The sequence below is a fragment of the Citrobacter arsenatis genome, from assembly GCF_004353845.1.
GTDB lineage: Bacteria > Pseudomonadota > Gammaproteobacteria > Enterobacterales > Enterobacteriaceae > Citrobacter > Citrobacter arsenatis.
In genome coordinates, this window is record NZ_CP037864.1 from 3,176,668 (window position 1) to 3,201,654 (window position 24,987).

Genomic DNA, 24,987 nt, shown 5'->3' on the forward strand with positions numbered 1-24,987 from the left:
CGGATCAATACCGATGCATACTGGTGATAACTGGACAAACTCATCAAAATCCTGGATTCTTGTCCGCTATCCCTCACGCCAGTTTTGGTAAAATATTCAGTACATTACCAAACCAACAGAAGATCACGACAATGCCAAAAAGAATAACTACGGCAGGGATAATCCGGCCTCCCCATACAGTAAATATTTGATTAGGGAATTTTTTCCTTGATTTCAAGGCCAGCACCGCCGGAATAATAACAGCCCAGATCGTTGCACATAATCCTGCCCCACCGATCCCATAGATAAAGCCGTTAGGGAATAACAGATAAAGCAACGTTGGCGGCAAAAATGTCAGCATTACTGTTTTAAATCGTCCAAAGTGGGAATTGTCGAACTTGAACAGGTCAGCAAGAAAGTCAAATAATCCTAATGTAACGCCAAAGAAAGAGCTGGCAACGGCCAAATTAGAGAATACGAGCAAACAAAATTCAATTAAGCCACTCTGATTGGTTCCCAAAAATGAACCCACCAAAGCATCAACATTACCACCAGAAGCAATAATGCCTTTGAAACTCTCACGAGGGATGTTACCCATCGTGCAGTATAGCCAGAACAAATAGATAACCAGTGCCAGAAAAGAACCCAGTACAACACTTTTAATCAGTTTATCTTTTTTCTTTCCGTAGCAGATGATCAAGCTGGGAATATTACCATGAAAGCCGAAGGAAGCCAGACACACAGGGATAGCCATAAAGATATAAGGAAAAAACGAACGACTATCTTCGTTTACTTCGCTCATACCACTTAAAATTGAGTAATCGACCTGGAAGAAAAGCGAACCAAAAACAATCACAAAAGCAAGAATTTTTATCCCAAGGAATAATGATGTTATTCGACTAGCTGCCAATGAACTAAACCATAATACAGCAGCTACAAACAGCGCGGTACAAACACCTATGATCCTTGGATTAACATGGCTATCCGAATGCATAGATATCGTTTCACTTATAATAGCACCGTTTGCTGAAATATAGGCATAAGTCAATATATATAAAACAAAGGCGACTGTTGCTCCGCTGATCACATTCCATTTATTACCAATCAAATCTTTTGTAATGGTGTTAAAGCTAGAACCGACAGGATAATTTAGGTTTGCCTCCAAAAGTAGCAAGCCTGAATGCAACATTGAAAACCACGATATAATTAGTATAAATGCGCCCCAAAAAAACCAGGCACCGGCAAGATCAACAGGTAATGCAAACATCCCTCCGCCAATTACGGTGCCAGCAATCACCATAATCCCCCAAAAAGATGAATGCTTTGAACTGGAATTTTCTTCCATACGAGCCTCTTTTCATGAAATGTATATATTCACTATCATATTATTTATATAAAATGTGAGCCATGAATGGCGAGGGAGTACAGCCATTCATGGCTCATTATTAACGATTAGATTTCTTTTAATCGGGCTGTAAAGTGACGCAGAACTTTAGGTTCATATGTAAAAGTTAATCCTTTAATATTTGGGGCATTCTCTTTCACATGGCTAAAGGCTTCAATAATGAAATCCATATGCGATTGCGTATATGTCGCACGCGGAATGGTTAAACGTAACAACTCTGCCGGACACGGTAGCTGAATCCCCGTTTTAGGATCCCTGCCCAGTAAAAATGAGCCAATCTCTACTGCGCGAATACCCGCGACTTTATAAAGCTCGCATGCCAGAGCCTGTGCCGGGAATTGTTCAGCAGGAATATGCGGTAGTAATTTTCCTGCATCTACGAAAGCCGCATGTCCACCGGCTTGCTGACAGGTCACCCCGATAGCTTCAAGACCATCAACCAAATACTGAATTTGTGCAATACGATAGGCCAGCCAGTCCTGATTCATGCCATCAGTTAGACCAACTGCCAGACGTTCCATTGCTCCGCCTTCCAGGCCACCATAGGTAGGGAAACCCTCCTGCACCACACAAAGCGTACGGCATTCGGTATAGACATCAAAATAGCTGTCATCCTTAATACAGAGCAGTCCCCCCATCTGCACCATCGCATCTTTCTTCGCCGACATGGCCAACATATCGGCATATTTATAGGTCTCGCGGGTAATCTCCTCAATACTCCAGCCTTTATAAGCAGCTTCTCTTTGCTGGATGAAATATGCGTTTTCAGCAAATCGGGCAGAGTCCATCACTACGGGAATATCGTATTTCTTCGCCAGTTGATACGTTGCCTTCAGGTTTGCCAGTGAAACCGGCTGCCCCCCCGCAGAGTTACACGTGATCGTAGCGACAATATAAGGAACGTTATTTGGCCCTACTTCCTGGATACCTTCCTCCAGTTTTTCGAGGTCAAAATCCCCCTTAAAATCACAGCGTACCGCTGTATCAAATGCCTCTTTTGTATAAACATTACGAACGGTACAGCCATTAATTTGACTGTGTCCCTGAGTTGTATCGAAGAAGTAGTTTGAGAATACAACCATTTTACTTCTGTCCAACCCTTTTTCCTGCTCACGTTTACGGATCAGCACAGGGATATAAATCTGCTCGGCACCTCGTCCCTGGTGAGTTGGGATAGTGTACTGATATCCAAAAATATTTTTAACTGCATCAGCAAGTGCATAGTAGCTACGGCTTCCGCTATATGCTTCATCTCCCCTTAACATTGCTGCTTGCATATTTTGGGTGATAGCGCCAGTACCGCTGTCTGTCAATAAATCAATAAATACATCTTCACTATCAAGCAGGAACGGGTTCATACCAGAATTAATAATCGCATTTTCACGGTGTTCCCGCGTTGTACGTTTTACGGGTTCAATAACACGAATACGGAATGGTTCTGGTAAATGTTTAAAGTTATTCATGGAATATTTCCTGTATTAGATATACACATACCACGCCTGCAGTAACCCATAGACATGAATTACCGAAGCATTTTTAATATCGATGAATAGACCATATAAATATTACCCGCACATCCCCATAACCGTAGACCTACGCCTGTATTTACGCGTAAGAAAGGTATAGTAAGATTGTACAGTCAATAAATTATGGATTATTCAGGACATACAAAAAGTACAGGGATTTAACCTATTCCTGTGCAAATTGTACGAAAAGGAAAGGAGAAAAAATTATGGGCGATGATTGACAATCATCGTATCGATGTTGAACCACTTAGAGGTCAGATATGTATTAAATAAGCTAATCATTAGATGTCAACTCTTATTAAACATGGTGCCATCATTATAGTCTGGCGATCTTTTGTCTATTAGCAGTTAAAGTTATTGTGATTAGAATCACGATAAATTAGTGCTGAACAACCCAGATAATGTAACGTTCAGGGTGAGTTTCTTTGTGGATATAAATCCTGAATCATATCCAACGAACCGTCGTTTTCATGCCGCATCTTTGCCGATTAAAATTTCCTGAATCAGATCACGCTTTTCTTGCCCTCATATATCAATGTCGACTCTACGTGTTATCCTTAATGACGTAAGTTCCCTTCACTTAACCTGAGGCTTTGATACTGGAAATTTTAATCATCTGATCGTCAGCAACCATTTTTCAGGTTGAACTGATTCTCAATGTGCCAAATCGAATGCGGACACTGCTAAGTTTTGCAGGTTCTGCTCATGATGATCAAGCTGGTTTTCCGGTATGAATTTATCTCATCAACGCCTGAACACTCAGTAGCACACCGTAATAATTCACAGAAACGTCATAAGAAGGATTTTATGGATATCAGCACCATTATTTCTACCACAGGTCGCATACAACTCCTCTCTGGCGAGGACAAAATCCCCTGGGACGAACCGGACTTTAGCCAGCGCATGCTGGAAAACCATTTATCCCAGGATCACGACTGGGCCAGTCGGCGACAGAGTGTAATTCGCCAGCAGGTAACCTGGATTTCAAACCAGTTGGCGACGGGAGCACGAGTACTGGACCTGGGTTGCGGTCCAGGCTTGTATACCAACCAATTAGCCAGACTCGGTTTTACTTGCACCGGGGTCGATTTCTCGCCTGCATCAGTCAATTGGGCTATAAAGCAGGCGCATGATGCTGGTTTGCAAATCAACTACGTCCAGCAAGATATTCGTCGTTACGCGCCGGAAGAGTCGTTCGATTTCATTATGATCACATTTGGTGAACTCAATGTTTTCAGTGCCACGGATGCCAGAGCGCTGATCGCAAACTGCGCACGTTGGCTCCAGCCTGGCGGGAAATTGCTGGTTGAAGTGCATACCTTTGCTGAAGTAAAACGCCAGGGGATGGCGCCCCCCGACTGGCAACGTTGCCCACAAGGATTATTTATTGCCAGCCCACATCTTCTTTTAACAGAGCACAACTGGGATGAAGAGACACAAACCAGTTCTACCCGGTTCTGGGCTATTGATGAAAACAGCAATACTACTCGCTTCGGAAGTCAAATGACTGCCTGGCATGATGAAGAATATCTCCGTCTTCTGAGTGACAATGGTTTCACCGTATTACAGTGCCCAGACAGTCGAGCCTGGCCTGTTAGTGAAACATTTGAGGGTAAACTTTACGCTTTGCTGGCAGAAAAAAAATAACCCCCATAACGCCATGATAAAAAAGCGCACTTTTGTTTCAGGTGCGCTTATTTCATTAGTAGCGTGAATGATCACTTTCTCCCAGATAGTTTCCCGCAACATGTGAACAAATTTACGTCATCAGTATTTGCACTGGGATCCAGATCCAATACCAACCGAGTAAAGCAGACGGACTTCAAAGTCATACGACTTAGCTCACAAAATGAATGGCATACTGGTAAATTTCTACCGGGAACGCTGGGTAAGTGATAACGTATTTGACGGTCAGTTTGTTCAAGATATATCGAGAAGATATGGCAGATAGTTTTCAGAAAGGTATATCAATTGAAAAGCTGAAGAAGGGAATTTTGGATAGAAACCATCAAAAACAGTTAAATACTGGTAATAGTGGCGGAGAGAGGGGGATTTGAACCCCCGGTGGAGTTGCCCCCACTCCGGTTTTCGAGACCGGTCCATTCAGCCGCTCTGGCATCTCTCCGTTTTAGCGGTTGCCATGATGCCAGGTAATTTGGCATTTTAACAGACCCCGTTCCGTCAATTTCGTTCAAGTGACGAGTTTGCGAGCAAAACGATGATTAAGTGGCCCTGGAAAGAACAAGAAACAGCCCGGAATGACGACTGGCCGTGGGATGACGCCATGGCTATTCCTCTTTTGGTGAATCTCACCGAGCAAGAACAAGCCAGACTTATCGCCCTGGCCGAGCGCTTTTTACAGCAAAAAAGATTGGTAGCGCTTCAGGGGTTTGAACTGGATCCGTTGAAAAGTACGCGCATTGCGCTGCTTTTCTGTTTGCCAGTTCTTGAATTGGGAATCGAGTGGCTCGATGGGTTTCATGAAGTTCTCATCTACCCTGCTCCGTTTGTCGTAGACGATGAGTGGGAAGACGATATTGGGCTGGTGCATAATCAACGCGTAGTACAGTCCGGGCAGAGCTGGCAGCAAGGTCCGATAATCCTCAACTGGCTCGACATTCAAGATTCTTTTGATGCCTCCGGCTTTAATCTGATCATTCATGAAGTGGCGCATAAGCTCGATATGCGTAATGGCGACCGCGCCAGTGGTATTCCGGCGATCCCTCTGCGAGATATTGCCAGTTGGGAGCACGACCTGCATGCCGCAATGAATAACATTCAGGATGAAATTGATCTGGTCGGTGAAACCGCGTGCAGTATAGATGCCTACGCAGCGACCGATCCGGCCGAATGCTTTGCCGTTCTATCGGAGTATTTCTTCAGTGCCCCTGAATTATTTGCGCCACGTTTTCCGGCCTTATGGCAACGTTTCATTCAGTTTTACCGCCAGAACCCCATGGAGCGGTTACGCGATACCCGCTAAGGTAGCCATTATCGCTCACCAAATGTGCATTAACGCTGAATTTGAAGATTAATTAACCAATTGAAATGACGTGCTAATTTTACTGTTGACACCTCATGGCGAGGTCAGTAATATGCGCCTCGTTCACACGATTCCTCTGTAGTTCAGTCGGTAGAACGGCGGACTGTTAATCCGTATGTCACTGGTTCGAGTCCAGTCAGAGGAGCCATATTTAAGAAGCCTGCTTAGGAAACTAAGCAGGCTTTTTGCTTTTTTATTCCCGTCGAATAGTATCTTCTGTAAATCCCCTCCCTGCCATAACGCCCCATTCCATGCCGCATCACATCGTTGATTAAAGTTATGTAAATGTAAATCGTTTACACTTTGCAATTATTGTAAGTGTTAGTGATTATCATTTATTGTACGCGAGCCAAAAGAACGAGCCTTGCTCGGTTCACTGTACGTTCCAATTACTCTGGGATAAAAACGATGAATGCTCTGCCTCGCACCGGATTGCGCCGTATCACGCTTGCCTCTGCCCTGGTCTTCTCTGTTAGCCTGCCGGCTTTCGCTCAGGAAACGTTAACGCTTTATACCACCCGTGAACCGGGCCTGATCCAGCCTTTACTTGACAGCTGGACTAAAACCAGCGGTATCAAAGTGAGTACGGTCTATATTAAGGACGGCATGCTTGAGCGTGTGAAGGCAGAAGGAAAAAACTCCCCTGCCGACCTGCTGATGACCGTCGATGCCGGTAATCTCATCGATTTAGTGGAAGCGGGTGTTACCCAGCCTGTAGAGTCAGAAGCACTGAAAGCCGCCATTCCGGCGAATCTGCGTGGTGCGGATAATCAGTGGTTTGCGCTTTCGATGCGTGCCCGCGTGCTGTATGCCGAGAAATCACTGACAATCGATAACTGGCATTACGAACAGCTCGCCAGCCCTGAATACAAAGGTAAAGTTTGTATTCGTTCAGGTCAGCACCCGTACAATACGGCGCTGATCGCCGCGATGATTGCCCATCATGGTGAAGCTAAAACCGAAGAATGGCTGCGCGGCGTGAAGGCTAATCTGGCGCGTAAAGCCACCGGCGGCGACCGCGATGTTGCCCGCGATATCCTCGGTGGAATTTGTGATATTGGTCTGGCTAACTCCTATTACGTCGGCCATATGAAAAACGCCAAAGAAGGCAGCGATGCGCGTCAGTGGGGCGATGCCATTAAAGTCGTCAAACCCACCTTTGAAAATGGTGGTACGCACGTCAACATCAGCGGTGCTGCCGTTGCCCGCTATGCGCCGAATAAAACCGATGCCGTTAAGCTGATGGAATATCTGGTTTCCGCGCCTGCCCAGCAGCAGTACGCGAAAGCGAACTTCGAATATCCGGTACTGAAAGGCGTAACGCTTGACCCGGTAATCAGCGCCACAATCGGTGAAATCGACGTCGATAAAACGCCGCTAACCGAAATCGTGAAGTATCGTAAACAAGCTAGTCTGCTGGTAGATAAAGTTGGATTCGATCAATAAACCTCTGCAGTTTCCGACGTTACGCGGCCTGGTTTCCGGGCCGCAGTCATTATTAACGCCGTTGCATATTGGCGCGCTGTGCGTCGCACTTGGCGTGCTGACCCCCGTCGTTGCGCTGATCTGGCAAGCCACCCAAGCCGATTTATCCCACTGGGATAATCTCATGACATATGTACTGCCTTCAGCGCTAAAAAACACCGCGCTGTTGCTCGCTGGTGTCGCGGTAATGGTAGGCGTCATTGGCGTAGGCAGCGCATGGGCGGTAACGGCGTGGGATTTCCCTGGGCGAAAAATTCTCAGTTGGGCGCTGCTGTTGCCGCTGGCGATGCCGACCTATATCGTCGCCTTTGCGTGGCTCGATCTGCTGCATCCGATTGGTCCCCTGCAAACCTTTATCCGTTTCTTACTCGGCTTTGACAGTCCACGGCAGTTCCGCCTGCCGGATTTACGTTCCCTTTCCGGTGCAATAATCCTGCTCGGACTAGTGCTTTACCCTTACGTGTATCTGACAACCCGCGCCATGTTTATCAGCCAGCCGGCTCATTTACTGGAAGCCGCACGCACGCTGGGATGCAGCGCAACCGGAACCTTTTTTCGCGTCGCTCTCCCCATGGCCCGTCCGGCACTGGCCGTTGGGATCAGTCTGGCGCTGCTGGAAACCCTTAACGACATCGGTGCGTCGGAATTCCTTGGAGTTCAAACGTTAACCGTTACCGTGTACACCACGTGGATCTCGCGTTCTGATTTATCTGCCGCGGCGCAAATCGCCTGCATGATGCTGATGTTTATATTTTTTATTCTGACGCTGGAATTTTATGGCCGCAGAAAACAGGGCTTCAGCAGCCGCAGTCTGCGGGAAATTCAACCCACTCGCGTGCTGGGCTGGCGTGGCTGGTTGCTCGGTGGCGTTATTTCACTGCCGGTTGTACTGGGTTTTCTGGCCCCGGTGCTGTTTTTAATTTGGGAAAGCGCCAAACGCATAGGCGACGAGAATCCAATATCTACCTCGTTGCTGTCAGCATTACAAAATACGCTATCACTGGCAGCGGGAACCACGCTGGTGGTGGTTTGCGTCAGTATGCTGGTGGCCTGGAGCGCACGTCATAGCGCCGCAGACAACGCGATGCCGGGATTTCGTCGCAGTGTAATGCGTCTGGCTTCGTTAGGCTACGCGGTTCCCGGCACCATTCTGGCGATTGGTTTTTTAACCCCCGCCATGGCGGTTGACCGCTGGCTGGCCGATTTACTGGATGTTCGCGGTCTGCCGCTGATGTCTGCCGGGATCCTGCTGGTAATTTGCTGTGCCATGCGTTTCCAGGCGATTGCTATCGGCGCGCTGGATTCCGGTCTGGGGCGCATCCCGCCGTCGCTGGAACAGGCGTCCCGTCTGTTGGGTGAGAATGGTGCGGGAACATTTGCACGGGTTCATTTCCCGTTGCTGCGTCCGGCGTTAGTGAGTAGCGCCCTGCTGGTTTTTGCCGATGCCATGAAAGAACTACCAACCACACTGCTTTTGCGCCCGGTAAACTTCGAAACGCTCGCAACGTTGCTGTATGCGGAAGCCGCCCGTGGAACCTATGAAGAAGGCGCTATCGCCGCGCTAATGATTGTTTTAGCGGGCACGCTACCGGTTATTTTGTTGGTGCGTCACCAGATGACACGCCGTGGTTAAGAGAGCAACAATGTCAGAAATTGCATTACGACTCCAGGATGTGCACGTTGCCTACGGTAACAGCCAGCAATCGGTACTGAGCGGATTTTCCATGTCGGTACGTAAAGGAGAAATCGCCTGTCTGCTGGGCGCTTCAGGCTGTGGAAAAACCACGGTGCTACGCGCAGTTGCCGGATTTGAACGGCTGCGAAGCGGAGAGATCTATGTGTCACAGCGCCGCGTTGCCGGTTCTGGCGTTCATCTGCCGCCGGAAAAACGGCATGTCGGCATGGTCTTTCAGGAATATGCGCTATTTCCCCACCTGACTGCGCAACAAAACGTGGCCTTTGGATTACGACGAATGCCGCGCGAGGAGCAACAAGTCCGGGTGGCGGAGCTGTTAAAAATGGTGGAGTTACACGGCCATGCCGGTCGTTATCCGCATGAACTTTCCGGCGGGCAGCAGCAACGTATCGCCCTTGCACGTGCGCTGGCTCCGCATCCGGAAATCCTGCTGCTCGATGAGCCCTTCTCCAGTCTTGATAAGCGCACGCGTGAGCGTCTTGGCAACGAGGTGCGGGATATTTTGCGCGCCGCCGGGCAAACAGCACTGCTGGTTACCCACAGCGAACACGAAGCGCAATTGATGGCAGACCATATTGGCGTGGTAAAAATGGGGCAGTATCAACTTAAAACAGCGACCCACCCAGATTAAAGGTAACCGGGTCGCCGTGATAATTAATAATGTGTCTGAACCCGGCTGATGTTCACCGGCATACCAGAGCGTCTTTCCAGAGCCTGATTTCCGCGACTCACATCCACGTCATTCCCGCTGATGAAAGTGCGCAACGCGGGAGTGACTGGCAAGGGAACCTTTCTGTCAGACTCGTATTCCGAACGGTTTCGTGACAGGGGTTCATGCACCTCCACCCAGCGACTACCGTCCGGCTCTACGCTGTATTTCACCGGTCGGTCTATCAATTGCACACGTGTGCCAACCGGTACGGTATCAAACAGGTATTTAATGTCGTCATTACGTAAACGGATGCAACCCTGGCTGACCCGCAGACCTATGCCGAAATTCGCATTTGTGCCATGAATGGCATAAAGCCTGCCGATATAAATCGCATACAGCCCCATCGGGTTATCTGGTCCAGCTGGCACAAACGCCGGCAAGCTTTCCCCGCGCGCGGCGTATTCGCGGCGGGTATTCGGCGTCGGCGTCCAGCTTGGCGCTTCTTGCTTCCGTTCTACCGCCGTCACCCAGTTGCGCGGCGTTTCTCTGCCCGCCTGGCCAATGCCAATGGGTAAAACTTCAACCGTATTGCTGCCGGGGGGATAATAGTAAAGGCGCATTTCTGCCACGTTGATGACGATCCCCTCACGCACGGTATCCGGTAAAATCAGTTGCTGCGGCACAACCAGCGTTGAGCCAGACTTAGGCAGAAAAACATCCACGCCGGGATTGGCTTCAAGCATATTGCTTAACCCCTGCCCGTACTGCGCGGCAAAAGCTTCCAACGGCTGAGTGTTGCCTGAAGGTACCGTAATAGTCAAAGGGCTTCCCACCAGGCGACTCCCTTCTGGCGGTAGCGGATAGCTCACCGCCTGCGCGCCCTGACTCGCGAGCAGCATAATGAGTGAACAAAGCAGTTTTACACGACGCATCTTTTTCCTTTCCTTCGTCGCAGCAGACATCCGTTAATTATAGCTTTTATTATCTGTTTTAGTGGGTTACGTCTAAAATGTGCATAAAAAAACCCCGCCATCACGCGGGGTTCAAATCTCACGTAACTACGCTTCCTTACCATCCGGAAGCACAATGTTACTGGCGGCAAGCTGCCCCATGTTGGTATACATTGCACAGGCGGCTTCAACAATCGGCATCGCCAGCGCAGCCCCGCTGCCTTCGCCTAAACGCATTCCCATATTGAGATACGGATCCAATTCAAGATGCGCCAGCGCGGTACGGGCTCCCTTCTCAGCGGAGAAATGTGACGGGATCAGGTAAGGTTTAATCTGCGGTGCAATCTGGCTGGCCGCCAACGCTGCGGAATAAGAGAGGAAACCGTCCAGTACGACCGGCAGGCCGCAGGAGGCCGCCCCCAACATCACCCCCGCCATACCGACAAGATCAAATCCGCCAACCTTAGCCAGTACATCGATACCGTCATGGCGATTCGGTTGATTGACGGCAATGGCTCGCCGCACAACCTCAACTTTATTGCCTACTCTGGAAAGCGGCAGGTTAGCGCCGATGCCCACCACATCCTCGGCATCACTGCCGGTCAGCACGCTGACGATTGCCGCTGCAGGCGTCGTATTTGCCATACCAAGCTCCCCGACGCCAAACAGCGTTACGCCGTCTTTGGCCAGCTTATGGGTATAGCGGATAACTTCCAGCAGCAGTTCTTCGGCCTGCGAGCGGCTCATTGCCGGGCCCTGGGCAATATTGCCGCAGCCGCGTGCCACGCGCATATTCACCACGCCGGGAATAGGTTCAGCATCAATTCCCACGTCAATCACATGTACCTTTGCCCCCGCCTGCGCGGCCAGGACGCAAACGCCGGTGGTTCCACGCGTCATATTGGCTGCCTGAATAGCCGTAACAACTTTAGGCGAAACGGCAACCCCTTCATCCCACACGCCGTGATCGGCGCACATCACCAGCATCGCTTTGCCATGCACGTGCGGCACACCCTTCAGGCCAGGCATTCCGGCCAGTTGCACGGCGAGCGATTCAAGCCGACCAAGACTTCCCGGCGGTTTAAGCAATCCGTCGATATGCTGCTGTGCACGCAACATCGCAGCGCTATCAGGTGAAGGGATTGCGTGGAGTAAAGAGGTTAAAGTCTGCATAGGGGTTCCAGTATGTTGGCTGACTCAGAGCAGAGCCAGCAGGAAAATCAACTCACCAAGTTCAATGGCTGCGCCCAGCGTATCGCCGGTCTGCCCACCCAACGTGCGTTTTAATAACTGCCCAAGAATAAAAATCGCCACCATCGTGACAACCAGCGCTGCCACGCCGCGCATGCCGGGAAGTAGCACGGCGGCCAGGATAGCCGCGAATCCCAACGTAACGCAGGTTTGACGCCCGGTGACTTTGCCAATAAAAACGTTGCCCAGCCCTTCTTCGCGGGCATAGCGATGTCGATACATGAGCAACACCGCCGTTCCTCGCCCTGCGACACATGCCGCTGCCAGCGCGGCCAGCATCGGCGTGCCACGCAAAGCCAGTTCGCTCACCACCAGCACCTTCGCCAGTAAAACGAAAATTAACGCCAGTCCGCCATGGGTTCCCAGACGGCTATCACGCATGATCTCCAACATCCGCTCGCGTCGACGGGCCGAAAAAATACCGTCGCAGGTATCAGCCAGCCCGTCGAGATGAAACCCCCCGGTCAATAACGCCAGCGTGAGGACGGCAAACAGGGCCGCCAATGGCACGCCACACCAGGGCTGCAGCGCCATAAAGACCAGCCCCGTCAACCCTCCCAACACCACGCCAATCAGGGGAAACATCACAATACCGCGCGAATAGTGCTCGAAATCCAGTCCTTGCGACCAGCGAGCAGGAACGGGCAAGCGACTGATAAAAGAGAGCATTGCCCAGAACAACTTACTCATTTAATTTTGACTCCAATTCCTGATACCACCAGCCAGACCTCATCAGCTGCCGCCGCCAGTCGCTGGTTCACGCGTCCTGCAATATCGCGAAAATGCCGTGCCAGACGGTTCTCCGGAACAATCCCCATTCCCACTTCGTTGGTTACCAGCACAACCTTTGCCGGACAGCGCTGGCAGGCCACAATCAGCGAACGGACCTCATCCTCGATGGATTGCTCCATCGCCGCGTAATCCCAGCTATCCGGGTCACTGTCACCGCCCAGCGCAAACAACTGGTTGGTCACCATCGTGGTGATGCACTCCAGCAGAATGGCTTCTTGTGGATCGTTTGCTGCCGTTATCAGTTCATCAAGATGTTGCCAGCGCTCGGCTGTACGCCAGTGCGCAGGGCGTCCATCGCGATGATGCTGAATTCGCGCCGCCATCTCCTCATCAAAAATCTGCGAAGTTGCGATATACAAAACGTTTGGAGAATCCGCGATCAGCGCTTCCGCATGCCGACTCTTACCGCTTCGCGCGCCACCAGTAACCAGAATCATCATACTGGCTCCCGGTGTTGCTGCATGATGGTATAAATTTTCTCAATATCGATGTGTTGCCGCATCGCATCCGCCAGCAGATCAAACTGCTGCGATTTATATTGCGCGTAATGGAAGGTGGAATCCAGCGGCGCTAATCCTTTACGCTCTCGCAGGCCATTAACCAGCGCACGGGTAAATTCATCGCTGTCGAACAGACCGTGAAGATAAGTGCCGAACGCCAGGCCATCCTGAGTGACCGCACCATCAGCCACATTGCCGCCGTCTTTGCGCAGCGTCATCACCGACCGGCATTCTTCAGTCAACGTCGTTTCGCCCATATGGATTTCATAACCGCGAACGGATAACCCCGCCGTGCCTGCCAGCCAGTCGGGCAGCGAGGAGGACATTTGCCCCTCAACCAGGGTGGTAGTTTTATGCTGGGCAAAATGGGTCACAGTATTGAGCAAGCCCAGACCCGGCAGCGTACCAAGTCCTGACTCGACTTCATCAATGATGGTGTCGCCGAGCATTTGATAACCGCCGCAAATCCCCACCACCGGAACGTTATTACGATGCAATTGCACGACGCCATGCGCCATCCCGCTTTCACGCAGCCACACCAGATCGCCCAGCGTATTTTTGCTGCCGGGCAGAATCACAAGATCGGCCCCCGCCAGTTCTTCAGGCTGGCGCACATAGCGCACGCGCACATCCGGCTGTGCGGCAAGCGCATTGAAATCCGTGAAGTTAGAAATGTGCGGTATTTGAACCACCGCGATGTCGATGTCGCGTTTGTCTGTGCGCAAATATTTGCCCTTTTGCAGCGCAACGCCATCTTCATCTTCCAGATCAACATCCAGCCAGGGCATAACGCCCAGTACCGGAACGCCGGTCAGCGCTTCAATTTGCTCAATACCGGAGTACAGCAGCGCCACATCACCGCGAAACTTATTGATGATTACGCCTTTCACCCTGGCGCGTTCATGATCGTGCAGTAGCGCCAGCGTGCCATAAATGGAGGCAAATACCCCGCCACGGTCGATATCCGCCACCAGAATGACAGGACATTGTGCCATCTCAGCCATACCCATATTGACGATATCGCGATCGCGAAGGTTAATTTCAGCCGGGCTTCCCGCCCCCTCCAGCACCAGCACATCGAACTCCTGTGCCAGGCTGTTATACACTGACAGAATTTGATCCCGCAGACGCGGTTTGTACTCGTGGTAGCTCACCGCATCCATATCGGTTGCCACTTTGCCCATCAGCACAACCTGCGCTTTACGATCGCTGGTCGGCTTAAGCAATACCGGATTCATACGCACATCTGGCGTAATGCCGGCGGCTTCGGCTTGAAAAATTTGCGCGCGCCCCATCTCTTTACCTTCTGGGGTAATACCCGAGTTCAGCGCCATATTCTGCGATTTGAATGGCGCGGTACGCAGTCCATCCTGATAAAAAATTCGACATAGCCCGGCGACCAATACGCTTTTACCCACATCAGATGCCGTTCCCTGCAACATAATTGCCTGCGTCATGACGCCTCCTTCAGTGCGTTCTCTCGCATACGACTAAAAAATTCAGCCTCTGTTTTACACAGCGGAAAGCCCAGCTCAGTATGCAGCTTTACCAGCCAGGGCTGCGTTAATCCCGCTTGTTCAATCAGTTCCGTGCGGGCGAAAACATCACCCGGCGTACCGTGCGTTAGCACTTCGCCCCGACGTAAAACGTACACCGCATCGCTAACTTCATAGATAAGATCGATATCATGACTGGAGATAACCACGTGGTTTCCTTGCGCTACGATGCGTTTAATTATCTCAATCATCTGCGTGCGGCCAGAGGGGTCGAGGCCAGCGGTAGGTTCATCCAGGAGTAAATATTGCGCCTGCAACACCAACGCCCCGGCAATCGCCACGCGTTTTTTTTGCCCGTGACTTAGACACTGAATAGGCTGATGACGAAAATGCTGGGCGTCGACCAGCGTGAGCGCATCTTCTACCCGGCGGGAGATTTCGGCCTCATCCACGCCAAGGTTACGCAGGCTAAAAGCAATGTCGCTGTCGATATCGGTATAAAAGATTTGCTGATCGGGGTCCTGAAATACGGTTGCCACCTGCTGACGCAGCGCCAGCAGGCCGCGCTTGCTGTAATCCAGCGGTTTGCCCTGCCACATAACCGCGCCTTGCTGCGGACGCAGTAAGCCACTCAGGTTCATAAACAGCGTGGATTTCCCGCAGCCATTGGCACCAACCAGCCCGGTGACGGCATGGGTAGAAAAGTCCAGCGTTAGCCCTTTGAGGATCGGGTCATCCTGATAGCGAAACCAAAGCGCTGAGGTGGCAAGCATACTTTTCCTTACAGGTGAAAATCACCCTGATACAGTTTGATATCCAGTGTGGTGGTCATTTGCTGGTAGCGGATCAACACGCGGGTAAACAGCAATCCCACCAGCATCGCCAGCGAGCGATAGCCCAACGGCAAGCTACGATAACCAAAACGCAGCGTTTGTGCGCGATGAATAGCCAGCGCCTCGTCCAACAGGATGAAAATAAAGCGCCAGGTTAGCAGGATCTGCTCAGTTAACAGGCGAGGAACGCGCCCACGTTTGAGTAAGATAATTAATTGCGGAAACGGCAGATTCAGTACCAGCCAGAACGTTGCCGCCAGCGCAGCCAGGCTGCGCCAGAAGGTTTCATTGGCGGTGACCAGCCCTGGCGCGCTCACGCCTAACCAATAGCTTCCCACGGGGATGCTAGCCAGCAGCATCTGCGGATCGCGGCTAAAACTAAACAGAATGGTCACCACGCCAACCGTCAGAAAGCCAAACGGCAAGGCCATCCAGCGGCACCAGCGCCAAAAGGAAATGCGCAGCAACCAGCAGCTCAGCGCGGCAATCAGTAGCAGCTCAATACCCTGCCCCAGCGGGGGCAGAGTAAACGCCAGAATCATCATCATCAGCCAGAGCAGAAATTTCCGCACCGGTGAGACATGAAACCAGCGGCTTTGATAGCTAAGCCTGTCAAGCCCGGTCATCACGGCGTTGCCTGCCCTTGGTATAACCCAGAATGTAGAAAATCACGGCTGCACCCAGCGATCCCTGGAGGGTAAACAGCAGGCTTTCAATTTCACCGCTTGCGGGTTCATACAACGGCTGGAACCACGGCTCATAATGTGGGGCAATGGCCTGAATCTGACTCTCCGCCTCGCCGTCTGAACCGCCGTACTCTCCACCGTGGTTGATAAAGAACGGCAGGATCACCAGCGCGACGACCATCCCTAATAAAATCAGCGTCTTTTTCATCGTTAATGTCCTTGAGCAGTAATCAACTGCCGTTTGGTTAACTGGTCATAAATCATTACGGTGAGCAGACCTTCCGCAATCGCAATTGGGATCTGCGTCAGGCAGAAAATCCCCATGAACTTGATGATTGAGCCGGTCGCGCCAGCGGACGGATCCGGGAACGCAACGCCCAACTGCACCGAGGTCACGAAATAGGTGACGAGATCCGCCAACATCGCGCACAGGAAGACGCAGACATCACGACGCAGCCCTGCACGGCAGGCCATTTTCCACACCATGTAACCCACTACCGGGCCAATCACCGCCATCGACATACCGTTCGCGCCGAGCGTCGTCAAACCACCGTGCGCCAGCAAAAGTGCCTGGAACAGCAGGACGATTGCCCCAAGGATTGCCACCACGCCAGGTCCGAACAGGATAACCGCCAGGCCAACACCGGTAGGATGTGAACAACTTCCTGTAACGGAAGGAATTTTCAGCGCCGACAGCACAAAAATAAAGGCCCCGCACAGAGCCAGTAACACTTTTTGGTGACTATCTTCCTGTACGATTTGGCGCAAGCGCACTAATCCGTACCACAGGCAGGGTAAAAACAGCAGCCACCAGGCCAGCGCCCACATCGGCGGCAAGAAGCCTTCCATAATGTGCATGGCGAACGCTTGTTCAGGAACAATCATCAGTAATAGCGCCGCAGCCAACCCGCTGAAAGACAGCTGTTTTAGCTGTTGTTCAAGCTTCATTGTGCATACTCCCACTGTTTATTAACCAGAATGGTCGAGAAATAAGGCAGCGGCTGGTCGTCGCTGACTTCGTTGAGATGACGCCAGCACTGTTCACCTGGCAGCGTGGCTTCAGACATCATCAATGCGCAGTCCAACAAACCCTCTTGTTGCAGCAGCGCTTTGATGCGCGCAAAACGACCGTACACTTTCATCAACACCAGACTTTCATGCTGTTTTAACGCCTGCTGGATTTCAGCTTCCGGCGCGGTACAGGAGACTACCGCCAGAGACTGTTGCTCCATGGCGAGCGGCGTTTTGGAACGCGCGGCAATCGCAGCAAAAGAGGTTACACCCGGTACAATTTCCAACCAGTCAGGGCAGCCAATACGCTGGAGTAAAAAGACCCAGGTGCTGAACAGCATGGCGTCGCCGAGCGTGATAAAGCCCACCTGCTTACCGGCTTCGACTTCCTGAACCAGCGCGGCAGCAACCTCATCCCATACGGCCTCTTTTTCAGCACTGTCGGCACTCATCGGAAAATGACAGCAGCGAATTTCGGTCTGCTCACCGATATACTCCCGCACAATCGATAGCGCCAGGCTGTCGCCGCCTTTACGTCCGGCAGGCGCATAGAGAATATCGAGATGACCCAGCGTGCGTGCGGCCCGCACGGTGATAAGATCGGAAGCACCTGGCCCGGTGCTTAATGCGTACAGTTTTCCGCTCATGCCGCTTCCTCCAGCGCAACATTCAGCGCCTGCTGTAAATGCGCCACAAACATCGCGCGAACCGCCGGGTTCTCACCCAGACCACTAAGCCACGGCGTTGCCGGTATCCCGGCCGCGTTAAACAATGTTTTCCACGAATCATCTTCGTCGGAGGCCATGTCATTGATGGCATGATCGCCAGCAACTAACATCAGCGGCATCAGATGTACCGCCGTCACCCCTTCCTGAGATAAACTTTCAATCAGCACATCCACTTCCGGATAGCTTTCCACCGCCCCAACCCGCGCCGGAAAGCGCTGCGCCGTCATCATATGATCCAGGCAGGCATAGGCGGCAAAGGCATGATGGCTGGCACCGTGTCCCATAAACACCACTTTTTCACTTTCGCCAAGCGCTGGCATTTGCTGTTGCAGCGCCAGCATCAGCTGGGCGTAATCTTCATGGCTGCTCAGCAGCGGTACACCCAGCGTCAGGCGTGAAAACAGCGGACGCATACTGTGCACTTCGCGGACAATTTTTTCGTATTCGTCGCCGTTGATAATATGCAACGACTGAATAGCCACATCCTGATATCCCTGCTCCGCCAGTTTTTGCAGCGCCTGCAGCGGCGTGTCGATTTCAATGCCGTCGCGCTGCTTGAGCTTGCGGATTATCATCCCGGAGGTAAACGCCCGGAACAGGTCGCGGTCAGGGCAACTGGCTGCGAGATCGCGCTCACAGGCCACAATATTTTTCTCACAGGTGTCGTGATAGCTGGTGCCAAAGCTGACCACCAGAAGCGCCTTTTTCATCTCTAACTCCTTAAGCAGCGGCCAGCCAGCGCGTTAAACGCGCCCCAAAGGCGGCCTGACTTTCCAGTAACTCTTCTCCCGTCACCAACGGTGCCGGACGTGTAATCACGATGCAGGGGATTCCGGCATCCAGACAGGGTTGAACCTTTTCCTGATAACCACCTTCCGCACCGGATGCTTTGGTGATCACCACATCAGCCTGGCACTGGCGATAAAACGCGGCGTTGAACTCCGCGCTAAACGGCCCGCACAGTGCGAAGATTTCACCGACGCCAAATCCCAGGTCTGCGCATTGCTGAATCACCTCAGGTACAGGCAAAACGCGCGCCAGCAGCGTTTTTTCAGGCAACCCTTCACGCCAGATGGCCAGATCTTTACTGCCGGTGGTCAGCAGCACGCGATCGCCGAAGCGTCGCGCCACCTCGCAGGCTTGCGGAATGCTCTGTACGGTATACAGATGCGGGTGGGTTAAACCGCTCAACTGCTCAGGGCGCTGATATCGGCTCAGCAATACACCCGCCGCTTCGCAGGCACTCATGATGTTGCGACTTACCACTTCGGCATACGGATGCGAGGCGTCAATCACCCAGCGCGTCCGGTTTTCCTGCAGCCAGGCAATCATTTGTTCGCGTTCCAGACGCCCGCAGCGCACCTGACCTTTGATGTCTCCCGCCAGTTGCTTCCCCGTTGGGGTGGCAACCGACAAGGTGTAGGCCACGTTTGCCGCATCCAGTTGCTGGCATAGCATGCGCGCATCGCTGGTACCGCCCATGACCAGCACATCACCGTAATTCACAGCACATAACCTCGTGGCGTGATCATCAGGCCGTCCTGAACATAGGTTGTTTTGTTGCCAACAATCACAAGGCTGGTCATATCAACCGGCTCAAAATCCATTTCACCGAGCGTGGTCAGCCATTTTTCCTGCTTTTTACGTCCGGCTGATTTCACAATACCAACCGGCGTTTGCGCGCTCTTGCTGGCAGAAAGCAGTTCAAATGCGCGCGCCAGATGGCCTTCGCGACCCCGGCTGCGCGGGTTGTAGAAACAGATAACAAAGTCTGCTTCGCCGGCGGCAACGATGCGTTTTTCGATAACCGGCCACGGCGTCAACAGATCGCTTAAGCTGATGTGGCAGAAATCATGCATCAATGGAGCACCCAGCAAAGAGGCTGCGGCAATACTGGCGGTCATGCCTGGGATTAACCTGACCTCAACGTCCAGCTTTTGCTTGCTGACCAGCTCGAGCACCAGCCCGGCCATACCGTAAATTCCCGCATCTCCGCTGCTGATCAGCGCCACGTTGTGACCCGCCTGCGCCAGTTCGATCGCCGCCTGACAGCGTTCAATCTCTTTGCACATCCCGGTTTTGATCACCTGCTTGTCACCAGTAAACGCTTTTACCAGATGGGTGTAGGTTTTATAGCCAACGATGATTTCCGCCGCCTGCAATGCTTCAACGGCTTCCATGGTCATCATTGCCTGCGAGCCAGGACCAATTCCAATTACGCTTAACATCAGTGTGAAACTCCCAAAGTGATAGTGACGCCCTGTTCTCGCAGGGTCTCGCCTAACAGTTTTCCGTGGCTCAACAGCCAGGCTGCAGGACCGGAAACGCTTCCTGTACCCACCGTTTTGCGAACAAACGATGAGGCCGGAAAACGGTGCTCATGCTCACGCAGCGCGTCAGCGGTAAAAGTTTCGAAAGGAACGCGACAGCACGAAGCCAGTTGGATAAGTCCCTGTTCATCTTTTTTCAGCGTGATACTGCCAATCGCTTTTAACGCCAGTGGGTCGAGCTGCTGGGCTTCGAGTTGTCGGGCAAGCAGCGCGGCCAACAGCGGGAACGGCGTGTCACGACGACAACCAATTCCGGCCACAACCCGCTGTGGCACCAGCTTCCAGTGAGGAACAGGCAGATCGGGTAAATTGGTACGTAAGGTGATGCACACCAGCGCATCCAGTTCCGGAAGCTGATTGAGGTCGGTTACCGTGATAAAACCGCGTCGGTCACAATGGCTGACATCCTGCGTAAGTTCGTCATCCCACCACAGCCCGACTCGCTTATTGCTGACCAGCATCTGATTCACAATCTTCACCGCCGAACGGAAATCACTCATCCGGGCATTCAGTTGAAACGCCAGCGTATCCAGTGCCGCCATATCGTTCACATCCGTCGCCGTGGTGATAACCGGGTCGGCGCCCAGCATGCCCGCCAGATAACGCGCCAGCGCATTGGCGCCCCCTGCGTGACCGGAGAGCAGGCTGATGACATGCTGGGCTCGTTCATCAATGACCACCACCGCCGGATCGCAAAATTTGTCGTTAACCAACGGGGCCAGCACGCGCACCGCAATGCCGGTCGCCCCGATAAAAATCAGCGCAGAGTAATTCGCAAACGCTTCGCGGGCGGTATTCGCAAAGCCGTTTTCGAAAGCAATAAACCCCTCTTCCAGCAGCTTTTCACTGGTAAAACAGGTGACCGGTAGCATGGCCGCCAGACGTTTCGCCAGCACGACGCCGCCGGGGGTCAGGCAAAAAAGCGCAATGGATTCAGGCTTTACGGTATTCATGGCTAAAGTCCGCCGCATAGAGTTTGGAGTAGTGATACTCCGAGCCCAGGAAATTACCGACCAAAATAAGGGCCGTTTTACGGATGCCCGCATCGCGAACCTTGTCGCCAATATCCGCCAGGGTCCCACGCACGGTCTGGCTTTCCGGCCAGGTTGCTTTGTAGATCACCGCCACTGGCGTGGTCGCCGGATACCCGCCTTCAATTAAACGCTCGGCTACCCGATGAATACGCTGGACGGACAGATAAATCGCCATAGATGTCTGGTGACTGGCAAAGGACTCCAGCTGTTCGCGCTCGGGGACCGGTGTGCGCCCTTCCAGGCGGGTAATGATCAGGCTTTGTGAGACTTCAGGTACGGTGTACTCCACGCCGAGTTCTGCCGCCGCACCGAGGAATGCGCTGACGCCAGGCACCACCTGCCAGTCGATCCCGCGTTTGGTCAGTTCCTCGCCCTGTTCACGCACGGACCCGTACAGCGAAACATCGCCGGTTTGCAGACGGACAACGGTCTTACCCGCTTTCACTCCGGCCTCCATCAGATCGAGGATCTGTTCCAGATGCAGTTCAGCGCTGTCGTGACATTCAGCGCCGGCAGGGCAATATTCCAGTAGTTCAGTGTTAATCAGCGATCCGGCGTAAATAACAACCTGCGCCTGCTGTAGCAACCGGTAACCTTTGAGGGTAATCAGCTCGCGATCGCCTGGACCTGCGCCAACAAACCACACGCTACGGGGATCAAAAATCTCAGACATGGTTTCCTTCCTTCTGACAGGCGATAACAAATACGGGGTTATTCGGTTTAAAATAGTGACCATTGCCAAGCGGGGTAAGCGAAGAAACCTGTAGCTGCAGGCAATCCACTCCCTGTACGCCAAGATGGTCCAGATGTGCCAGCGCCGTGTTGAGGTTTTCCTGGAGGATAAACGTCATCACCAGTCGCCCTGCGGGATGCAATTGACGCATTGACCAGTCAATCAGGTCGGTCAAATGGCCGCCGCTGCCGCCCATAAAAATGGCATCGGCTTTTTCCGCGATAGTCATTGGCGCAACGCCTGGAAAAATGTCGATGTTTGCGCAGGCAAAATGCTGGCGGTTTTCATCCAGCAATCTGAGCGCTGCCGGGTTACGCTCGATTGCCGTCACGTGCAATCCAGGATATTGCAACGCCGCTTCTATCGACACGCTGCCGGTTCCGGCACCAATATCAATCAGGTGACTGGCGCGGTGTAATTCAAGTTTTGAGAGGGCAAGTGCGCGTACCGCTTCTTTGGTCATCGGCACTTTCTCTCCACGCAGAAACAGCTCATCTTTCATCGAGGATCACCACTGCATTCATGTCATAGTCGGCGTTAACTTCACTCACAGGCAGGAAATGGATCCGTTCGTTTTCCATCGCCAGGTTTTCGCCAATCACCATCCAGCGATACCCTTTGCCTCGTGCGATAAGCTGTTGCGCGATTTCCCGCGGGCCGCACAGCGTATCCGTCACCATCGCCACCTTGTTATGTCGCGCCAGTTCATCGAAACAGACGCTACGACCATGGCTACTGGTCAGCCACATATCGTTCATATCAATACCGGACTGCGCACACAGGTACTGCACCGCGCTAATGCCGGGAATAATGCGCACATTCTCAATACCAAAATGCGCCACCATGCGCGTCCCGATGCCGTAAAACAGCGGATCGCCAGACGCCAGTACCACAATGCTTTGTTCCTGGCGTGCGCGGATCCAGTTCAGGAGTTCCGGGATGTTGGCACCGAGCGCAAACTGTTCACCGGTAAAATCCGGGAATTGCTGCAAATGACGCTTTCCACCGACCAGAACATCAGCCTTTGCGACCGCTTCACGCGCCGCAGGCGTCATCAAATGCAAACCGGCGGGTCCCATCCCTACAACGGTTAACATTGCATCTCCTCAGCAATCTCTGCGACCGGGCGATTACTGCCAAGCACCTGATTATCAAAAGAGAACATAATGGCATCGCAGGTCGGGGGATTTTTGGTAAAGCGCAACGTTTGCAGGACGCGCAGACAGATACGCTCCGCCAGATGGTTGTAAATATGCTGAAAACCGTATGCTTCGATGTGTTCCATCGCCGCCTCGGTGGTATCGCAGTCGCTGACCAGCCTCAGCAGTTCCAGCGGTGCGCCAAGCAACGCGAGGTGAGCCACCAGCGTTTCCATGCGGGCATCGGCAATATGGCTGTGGGTATGGAAGATCCCCGCCGCAATTTTGATGAGCTTGCCAGGATGCCCCACCAGCACGATTTGCCGGAATCCAAGACGGACAGCTTCTTCAATCATGTAGCCGACAAAGTTGCTCATGGTGACCACGACCTGCGTGTCGATGCCCATCTGTTCGCGCACAAAACGCTCGCCGTGGTTTCCGGGTACCAGTACGACACGCTCCAGCCCCGCCGCTCGCTTAATTTCCAGCTCCAGAGAAAGTGAACGTTTCCAGCTCTCTTCCGACATTGGCGTGACGATACCCGTGGTGCCGATGATCGAAATGCCGCCCAGAATGCCAAGGCGGGAGTTGTAGGTTTTTTGCGCCCGCTCTTCGCCTTCCGGCGCGAAGATTTCAATCTGCGCCCCACGATTTGGCCCAATAGCCTCACGTACCGCGGACTCAATAGTCTGGCGAGGTGTACGGTTTATCGCGGAGCTACCCACCGGCAGGCCGATTCCTTTACGGGTTACCGTGCCAACACCTTCCCCCCCCTGAAGAGTTATCTCTTTACTCTCGTTTAACGTCACGCGGGCAAAAATCAGCATGCCGTGGGTGGCGTCCACATCATCGCCACCGTCTTTGCGGATGGCGGCTATCGCCTGCAGCCCTTCGATATGCGGCGACTCCACGTTCAGGCACAACGTCACCCCTGAAGGCGTCACAATGGAAACCTGATGGATCAGGTGCTGGCGCAATACCATCAGCGCTGCCACTTTTGCAGCCGCCGTCGCGCACGATCCCGTGGTATATCCTTTACGCAGCGCTTTACCGTTGTGCCACACCGGCGTATCGAAGGCCTCGCTCATCGCGCCCCCTGCATGTGATAAAGCATGGCGTTGACGATAGCGGCAGCGACGTTACTCCCCCCTTTGCGACCTAACGCGGCAATGGCGGGCAAATTGCTTTGGGTCAAGGCATCTTTCGACTCTTGTGCACCAACGAATCCGACCGGTACACCAACCACACCGCTGACGGCAACATCATGCTCAAGCAGGCGGAACAGCGCAGTGGGTGCGTTGCCAAAGACAAACAGCTTTTCCCCCTCTTCCTTCACCGCAATATCAACGGCTGCCATAGACCGGGTAATACCCTGCTCTTTTGCCGTACGCACGACGCGCGGATCGCTGATGTAGCAGCGACATTCACCGCCGAATTTTGCCAGCAGCGTTTTATTAATCCCGGAAAGGGCCATCGTGGTGTCGGTATAAATCACGCTCGAACGGCTAAGCGCCGCACAGAACTGCTCCAGCACATCACTGGAAAACCACAGAATGTCCAGCCAGTCGAAATCCGCCGTCGTATGAATGACCCGCTTGATAATGGCTTCATGTAACGGACTGGCAAACTGATATTCCGGGCGGGTTTCACGGATGATCTCACCAATAATGTCGAAACTTTTGGCCTCAATCGCCTGGGGTTGCTGGATATATTGCATT

26 protein-coding genes, 2 tRNA genes and 1 pseudogene are annotated in these 24,987 nt (G+C 52.5%); 6 read left to right on the plus strand and 23 right to left on the minus strand.

The window, feature by feature from the left end; all coding sequences use genetic code 11:
- Nucleotides 1–73 precede the first annotated feature (73 nt).
- The 3 genes from tnaB to tnaC form a co-directional block, all read right to left on the minus strand.
- A complete protein-coding gene (gene tnaB / locus E1B03_RS16545; protein WP_103771261.1) occupies nt 74–1,324 on the minus strand; it encodes a low affinity tryptophan permease TnaB in 1,251 nt (416 codons plus the stop codon).
- A 107-nt stretch (nt 1,325–1,431) separates the two neighbouring features.
- Nucleotides 1,432–2,847, minus strand: coding sequence for a tryptophanase (tnaA, locus tag E1B03_RS16550; protein WP_103771262.1), 1,416 nt, complete (start codon nt 2,845–2,847; stop codon nt 1,432–1,434).
- Between the two features lie 267 nt (nt 2,848–3,114).
- Entirely contained in the window at nt 3,115–3,192 is a 78-nt protein-coding gene (gene tnaC / locus E1B03_RS26750) for a tryptophanase leader peptide (protein WP_103771344.1), read from the minus strand.
- A gap of 525 nt (nt 3,193–3,717) precedes the next feature.
- On the opposite strand from tnaC, the pseudogene E1B03_RS16560 reads away from it, so the two are divergent.
- A pseudogene (locus tag E1B03_RS16560) lies at nt 3,718–4,551 on the plus strand (class I SAM-dependent methyltransferase); the annotation flags it as partial.
- A 394-nt stretch (nt 4,552–4,945) separates the two neighbouring features.
- Here E1B03_RS16560 and E1B03_RS16565 read toward each other — a convergent pair.
- A tRNA-Ser gene (locus E1B03_RS16565) sits at nt 4,946–5,035 on the minus strand.
- Between the two features lie 93 nt (nt 5,036–5,128).
- Between E1B03_RS16565 and mtfA the strand changes: the two genes are divergently transcribed.
- The 5 genes from mtfA to E1B03_RS16590 all read left to right on the plus strand — a co-directional run bounded on the left by mtfA (nt 5,129) and on the right by E1B03_RS16590 (nt 9,765).
- Entirely contained in the window at nt 5,129–5,893 is a 765-nt protein-coding gene (gene mtfA / locus E1B03_RS16570; protein ID WP_103771267.1) for a DgsA anti-repressor MtfA, read from the plus strand.
- A 132-nt stretch (nt 5,894–6,025) separates the two neighbouring features.
- Nucleotides 6,026–6,101 (plus strand) — tRNA-Asn (locus tag E1B03_RS16575).
- 260 nt (nt 6,102–6,361) lie between these two features.
- Entirely contained in the window at nt 6,362–7,399 is a 1,038-nt protein-coding gene (locus E1B03_RS16580; RefSeq protein ID WP_133086588.1) for an extracellular solute-binding protein, read from the plus strand.
- Nucleotides 7,383–9,071 (plus strand): ABC transporter permease, encoded by a 1,689-nt coding sequence (locus E1B03_RS16585; protein ID WP_133086589.1) that lies wholly within the window; start codon nt 7,383–7,385, stop codon nt 9,069–9,071. Before E1B03_RS16580 ends, E1B03_RS16585 begins: the two co-directional genes overlap by 17 nt.
- Nucleotides 9,072–9,081: 10 nt before the next feature.
- Nucleotides 9,082–9,765, plus strand: coding sequence for an ABC transporter ATP-binding protein (locus E1B03_RS16590; protein WP_103771270.1), 684 nt, complete (start codon nt 9,082–9,084; stop codon nt 9,763–9,765).
- Nucleotides 9,766–9,788: 23 nt separating this feature from the next.
- On the opposite strand, the gene ldtA is transcribed toward E1B03_RS16590, so the two are convergent.
- From ldtA to E1B03_RS16685, 19 genes are all read right to left on the minus strand, one after another.
- Nucleotides 9,789–10,718 carry a L,D-transpeptidase gene (gene ldtA / locus E1B03_RS16595; protein ID WP_103771348.1) on the minus strand — a complete coding sequence of 310 codons (930 nt, stop codon included), beginning with the start codon at nt 10,716–10,718 and terminating at the stop codon, nt 9,789–9,791.
- Nucleotides 10,719–10,844: 126 nt separating this feature from the next.
- Entirely contained in the window at nt 10,845–11,909 is a 1,065-nt protein-coding gene (cobT, locus tag E1B03_RS16600) for a nicotinate-nucleotide--dimethylbenzimidazole phosphoribosyltransferase (RefSeq protein ID WP_133086590.1), read from the minus strand.
- Between the two features lie 24 nt (nt 11,910–11,933).
- On the minus strand, nt 11,934–12,677 hold the full coding sequence (cobS, locus tag E1B03_RS16605; RefSeq protein ID WP_016153511.1) for an adenosylcobinamide-GDP ribazoletransferase: 744 nt from the start codon (nt 12,675–12,677) through the stop codon (nt 11,934–11,936).
- The gene (gene cobU, locus E1B03_RS16610) at nt 12,674–13,219 is read right to left on the minus strand and encodes a bifunctional adenosylcobinamide kinase/adenosylcobinamide-phosphate guanylyltransferase (protein WP_103771272.1); all 546 of its coding nucleotides are present in this window, start codon (nt 13,217–13,219) and stop codon (nt 12,674–12,676) included. Before cobU ends, cobS begins: the two co-directional genes overlap by 4 nt.
- A complete protein-coding gene (locus E1B03_RS16615; protein WP_133086591.1) occupies nt 13,216–14,736 on the minus strand; it encodes a cobyric acid synthase in 1,521 nt (506 codons plus the stop codon). The genes cobU and E1B03_RS16615 overlap by 4 nt, the downstream gene beginning before the upstream one ends.
- Nucleotides 14,733–15,548, minus strand: coding sequence for an energy-coupling factor ABC transporter ATP-binding protein (locus tag E1B03_RS16620; RefSeq protein ID WP_103771274.1), 816 nt, complete (start codon nt 15,546–15,548; stop codon nt 14,733–14,735). The genes E1B03_RS16615 and E1B03_RS16620 overlap by 4 nt, the downstream gene beginning before the upstream one ends.
- An 8-nt stretch (nt 15,549–15,556) precedes the next feature.
- Nucleotides 15,557–16,234, minus strand: a complete 678-nt coding sequence (locus E1B03_RS16625; RefSeq protein WP_103771275.1) for an energy-coupling factor ABC transporter transmembrane protein — start codon at nt 16,232–16,234, stop codon at nt 15,557–15,559.
- Nucleotides 16,221–16,502, minus strand: coding sequence for an energy-coupling factor ABC transporter substrate-binding protein (locus E1B03_RS16630; RefSeq protein WP_006683999.1), 282 nt, complete (start codon nt 16,500–16,502; stop codon nt 16,221–16,223). The genes E1B03_RS16625 and E1B03_RS16630 overlap by 14 nt, the downstream gene beginning before the upstream one ends.
- A 2-nt stretch (nt 16,503–16,504) precedes the next feature.
- A complete protein-coding gene (gene cbiM / locus E1B03_RS16635; protein WP_043016809.1) occupies nt 16,505–17,242 on the minus strand; it encodes a cobalt ECF transporter S component CbiM in 738 nt (245 codons plus the stop codon).
- The gene (locus E1B03_RS16640; protein ID WP_133086592.1) at nt 17,239–17,952 is read right to left on the minus strand and encodes a cobalt-factor II C(20)-methyltransferase; all 714 of its coding nucleotides are present in this window, start codon (nt 17,950–17,952) and stop codon (nt 17,239–17,241) included. The genes cbiM and E1B03_RS16640 overlap by 4 nt, the downstream gene beginning before the upstream one ends.
- Complete coding sequence (gene cbiK, locus E1B03_RS16645; RefSeq protein WP_103771277.1) at nt 17,949–18,743, minus strand: sirohydrochlorin cobaltochelatase; 795 nt, start codon at nt 18,741–18,743, stop codon at nt 17,949–17,951. The genes E1B03_RS16640 and cbiK overlap by 4 nt, the downstream gene beginning before the upstream one ends.
- 10 nt (nt 18,744–18,753) lie before the next feature.
- Nucleotides 18,754–19,539, minus strand: a complete 786-nt coding sequence (locus E1B03_RS16650) for a cobalt-precorrin-6A reductase (protein ID WP_123267447.1) — start codon at nt 19,537–19,539, stop codon at nt 18,754–18,756.
- Nucleotides 19,536–20,261 (minus strand): precorrin-3B C(17)-methyltransferase, encoded by a 726-nt coding sequence (locus E1B03_RS16655; protein ID WP_003030278.1) that lies wholly within the window; start codon nt 20,259–20,261, stop codon nt 19,536–19,538. Before E1B03_RS16655 ends, E1B03_RS16650 begins: the two co-directional genes overlap by 4 nt.
- A complete protein-coding gene (gene cbiG / locus E1B03_RS16660; protein ID WP_133086593.1) occupies nt 20,261–21,316 on the minus strand; it encodes a cobalt-precorrin 5A hydrolase in 1,056 nt (351 codons plus the stop codon). Before cbiG ends, E1B03_RS16655 begins: the two co-directional genes overlap by 1 nt.
- Nucleotides 21,297–22,070, minus strand: coding sequence for a cobalt-precorrin-4 methyltransferase (locus E1B03_RS16665; protein ID WP_003030275.1), 774 nt, complete (start codon nt 22,068–22,070; stop codon nt 21,297–21,299). The genes cbiG and E1B03_RS16665 overlap by 20 nt, the downstream gene beginning before the upstream one ends.
- Nucleotides 22,063–22,632, minus strand: coding sequence for a decarboxylating cobalt-precorrin-6B (C(15))-methyltransferase (locus tag E1B03_RS16670; RefSeq protein ID WP_103771280.1), 570 nt, complete (start codon nt 22,630–22,632; stop codon nt 22,063–22,065). The genes E1B03_RS16665 and E1B03_RS16670 overlap by 8 nt, the downstream gene beginning before the upstream one ends.
- Complete coding sequence (locus tag E1B03_RS16675; RefSeq protein WP_133086594.1) at nt 22,622–23,227, minus strand: cobalt-precorrin-7 (C(5))-methyltransferase; 606 nt, start codon at nt 23,225–23,227, stop codon at nt 22,622–22,624. The genes E1B03_RS16670 and E1B03_RS16675 overlap by 11 nt, the downstream gene beginning before the upstream one ends.
- Entirely contained in the window at nt 23,221–24,357 is a 1,137-nt protein-coding gene (cbiD, locus tag E1B03_RS16680; RefSeq protein ID WP_103771282.1) for a cobalt-precorrin-5B (C(1))-methyltransferase CbiD, read from the minus strand. The genes E1B03_RS16675 and cbiD overlap by 7 nt, the downstream gene beginning before the upstream one ends.
- Entirely contained in the window at nt 24,354–24,986 is a 633-nt protein-coding gene (locus E1B03_RS16685; RefSeq protein WP_103771283.1) for a cobalt-precorrin-8 methylmutase, read from the minus strand. Before E1B03_RS16685 ends, cbiD begins: the two co-directional genes overlap by 4 nt.
- Nucleotide 24,987 lies beyond the last annotated feature (1 nt).

What these genes read in the sequence shown, in the direction of transcription:
- tnaB (WP_103771261.1), bottom strand. Translation starts at nt 1,324, where the DNA reads ATGGAAGAAAATTCCAGTTCAAAGCATTCATCTTTTTGGGGGATTATG.
- tnaA (WP_103771262.1), bottom strand. Translation starts at nt 2,847, where the DNA reads ATGAATAACTTTAAACATTTACCAGAACCATTCCGTATTCGTGTTATT.
- tnaC (WP_103771344.1), bottom strand. Translation starts at nt 3,192, where the DNA reads ATGATTAGCTTATTTAATACATATCTGACCTCTAAGTGGTTCAACATC.
- mtfA (WP_103771267.1), top strand. Translation starts at nt 5,129, where the DNA reads ATGATTAAGTGGCCCTGGAAAGAACAAGAAACAGCCCGGAATGACGAC.
- E1B03_RS16580 (WP_133086588.1), top strand. Translation starts at nt 6,362, where the DNA reads ATGAATGCTCTGCCTCGCACCGGATTGCGCCGTATCACGCTTGCCTCT.
- E1B03_RS16590 (WP_103771270.1), top strand. Translation starts at nt 9,082, where the DNA reads ATGTCAGAAATTGCATTACGACTCCAGGATGTGCACGTTGCCTACGGT.
- ldtA (WP_103771348.1), bottom strand. Translation starts at nt 10,718, where the DNA reads ATGCGTCGTGTAAAACTGCTTTGTTCACTCATTATGCTGCTCGCGAGT.
- cobT (WP_133086590.1), bottom strand. Translation starts at nt 11,909, where the DNA reads ATGCAGACTTTAACCTCTTTACTCCACGCAATCCCTTCACCTGATAGC.
- cobS (WP_016153511.1), bottom strand. Translation starts at nt 12,677, where the DNA reads ATGAGTAAGTTGTTCTGGGCAATGCTCTCTTTTATCAGTCGCTTGCCC.
- cobU (WP_103771272.1), bottom strand. Translation starts at nt 13,219, where the DNA reads ATGATGATTCTGGTTACTGGTGGCGCGCGAAGCGGTAAGAGTCGGCAT.
- E1B03_RS16615 (WP_133086591.1), bottom strand. Translation starts at nt 14,736, where the DNA reads ATGACGCAGGCAATTATGTTGCAGGGAACGGCATCTGATGTGGGTAAA.
- E1B03_RS16620 (WP_103771274.1), bottom strand. Translation starts at nt 15,548, where the DNA reads ATGCTTGCCACCTCAGCGCTTTGGTTTCGCTATCAGGATGACCCGATC.
- E1B03_RS16625 (WP_103771275.1), bottom strand. Translation starts at nt 16,234, where the DNA reads ATGACCGGGCTTGACAGGCTTAGCTATCAAAGCCGCTGGTTTCATGTC.
- E1B03_RS16630 (WP_006683999.1), bottom strand. Translation starts at nt 16,502, where the DNA reads ATGAAAAAGACGCTGATTTTATTAGGGATGGTCGTCGCGCTGGTGATC.
- cbiM (WP_043016809.1), bottom strand. Translation starts at nt 17,242, where the DNA reads ATGAAGCTTGAACAACAGCTAAAACAGCTGTCTTTCAGCGGGTTGGCT.
- E1B03_RS16640 (WP_133086592.1), bottom strand. Translation starts at nt 17,952, where the DNA reads ATGAGCGGAAAACTGTACGCATTAAGCACCGGGCCAGGTGCTTCCGAT.
- cbiK (WP_103771277.1), bottom strand. Translation starts at nt 18,743, where the DNA reads ATGAAAAAGGCGCTTCTGGTGGTCAGCTTTGGCACCAGCTATCACGAC.
- E1B03_RS16655 (WP_003030278.1), bottom strand. Translation starts at nt 20,261, where the DNA reads ATGTTAAGCGTAATTGGAATTGGTCCTGGCTCGCAGGCAATGATGACC.
- cbiG (WP_133086593.1), bottom strand. Translation starts at nt 21,316, where the DNA reads ATGAATACCGTAAAGCCTGAATCCATTGCGCTTTTTTGCCTGACCCCC.
- E1B03_RS16665 (WP_003030275.1), bottom strand. Translation starts at nt 22,070, where the DNA reads ATGTCTGAGATTTTTGATCCCCGTAGCGTGTGGTTTGTTGGCGCAGGT.
- E1B03_RS16670 (WP_103771280.1), bottom strand. Translation starts at nt 22,632, where the DNA reads ATGAAAGATGAGCTGTTTCTGCGTGGAGAGAAAGTGCCGATGACCAAA.
- E1B03_RS16675 (WP_133086594.1), bottom strand. Translation starts at nt 23,227, where the DNA reads ATGTTAACCGTTGTAGGGATGGGACCCGCCGGTTTGCATTTGATGACG.
- cbiD (WP_103771282.1), bottom strand. Translation starts at nt 24,357, where the DNA reads ATGAGCGAGGCCTTCGATACGCCGGTGTGGCACAACGGTAAAGCGCTG.
- E1B03_RS16685 (WP_103771283.1), bottom strand. Translation starts at nt 24,986, where the DNA reads ATGCAATATATCCAGCAACCCCAGGCGATTGAGGCCAAAAGTTTCGAC.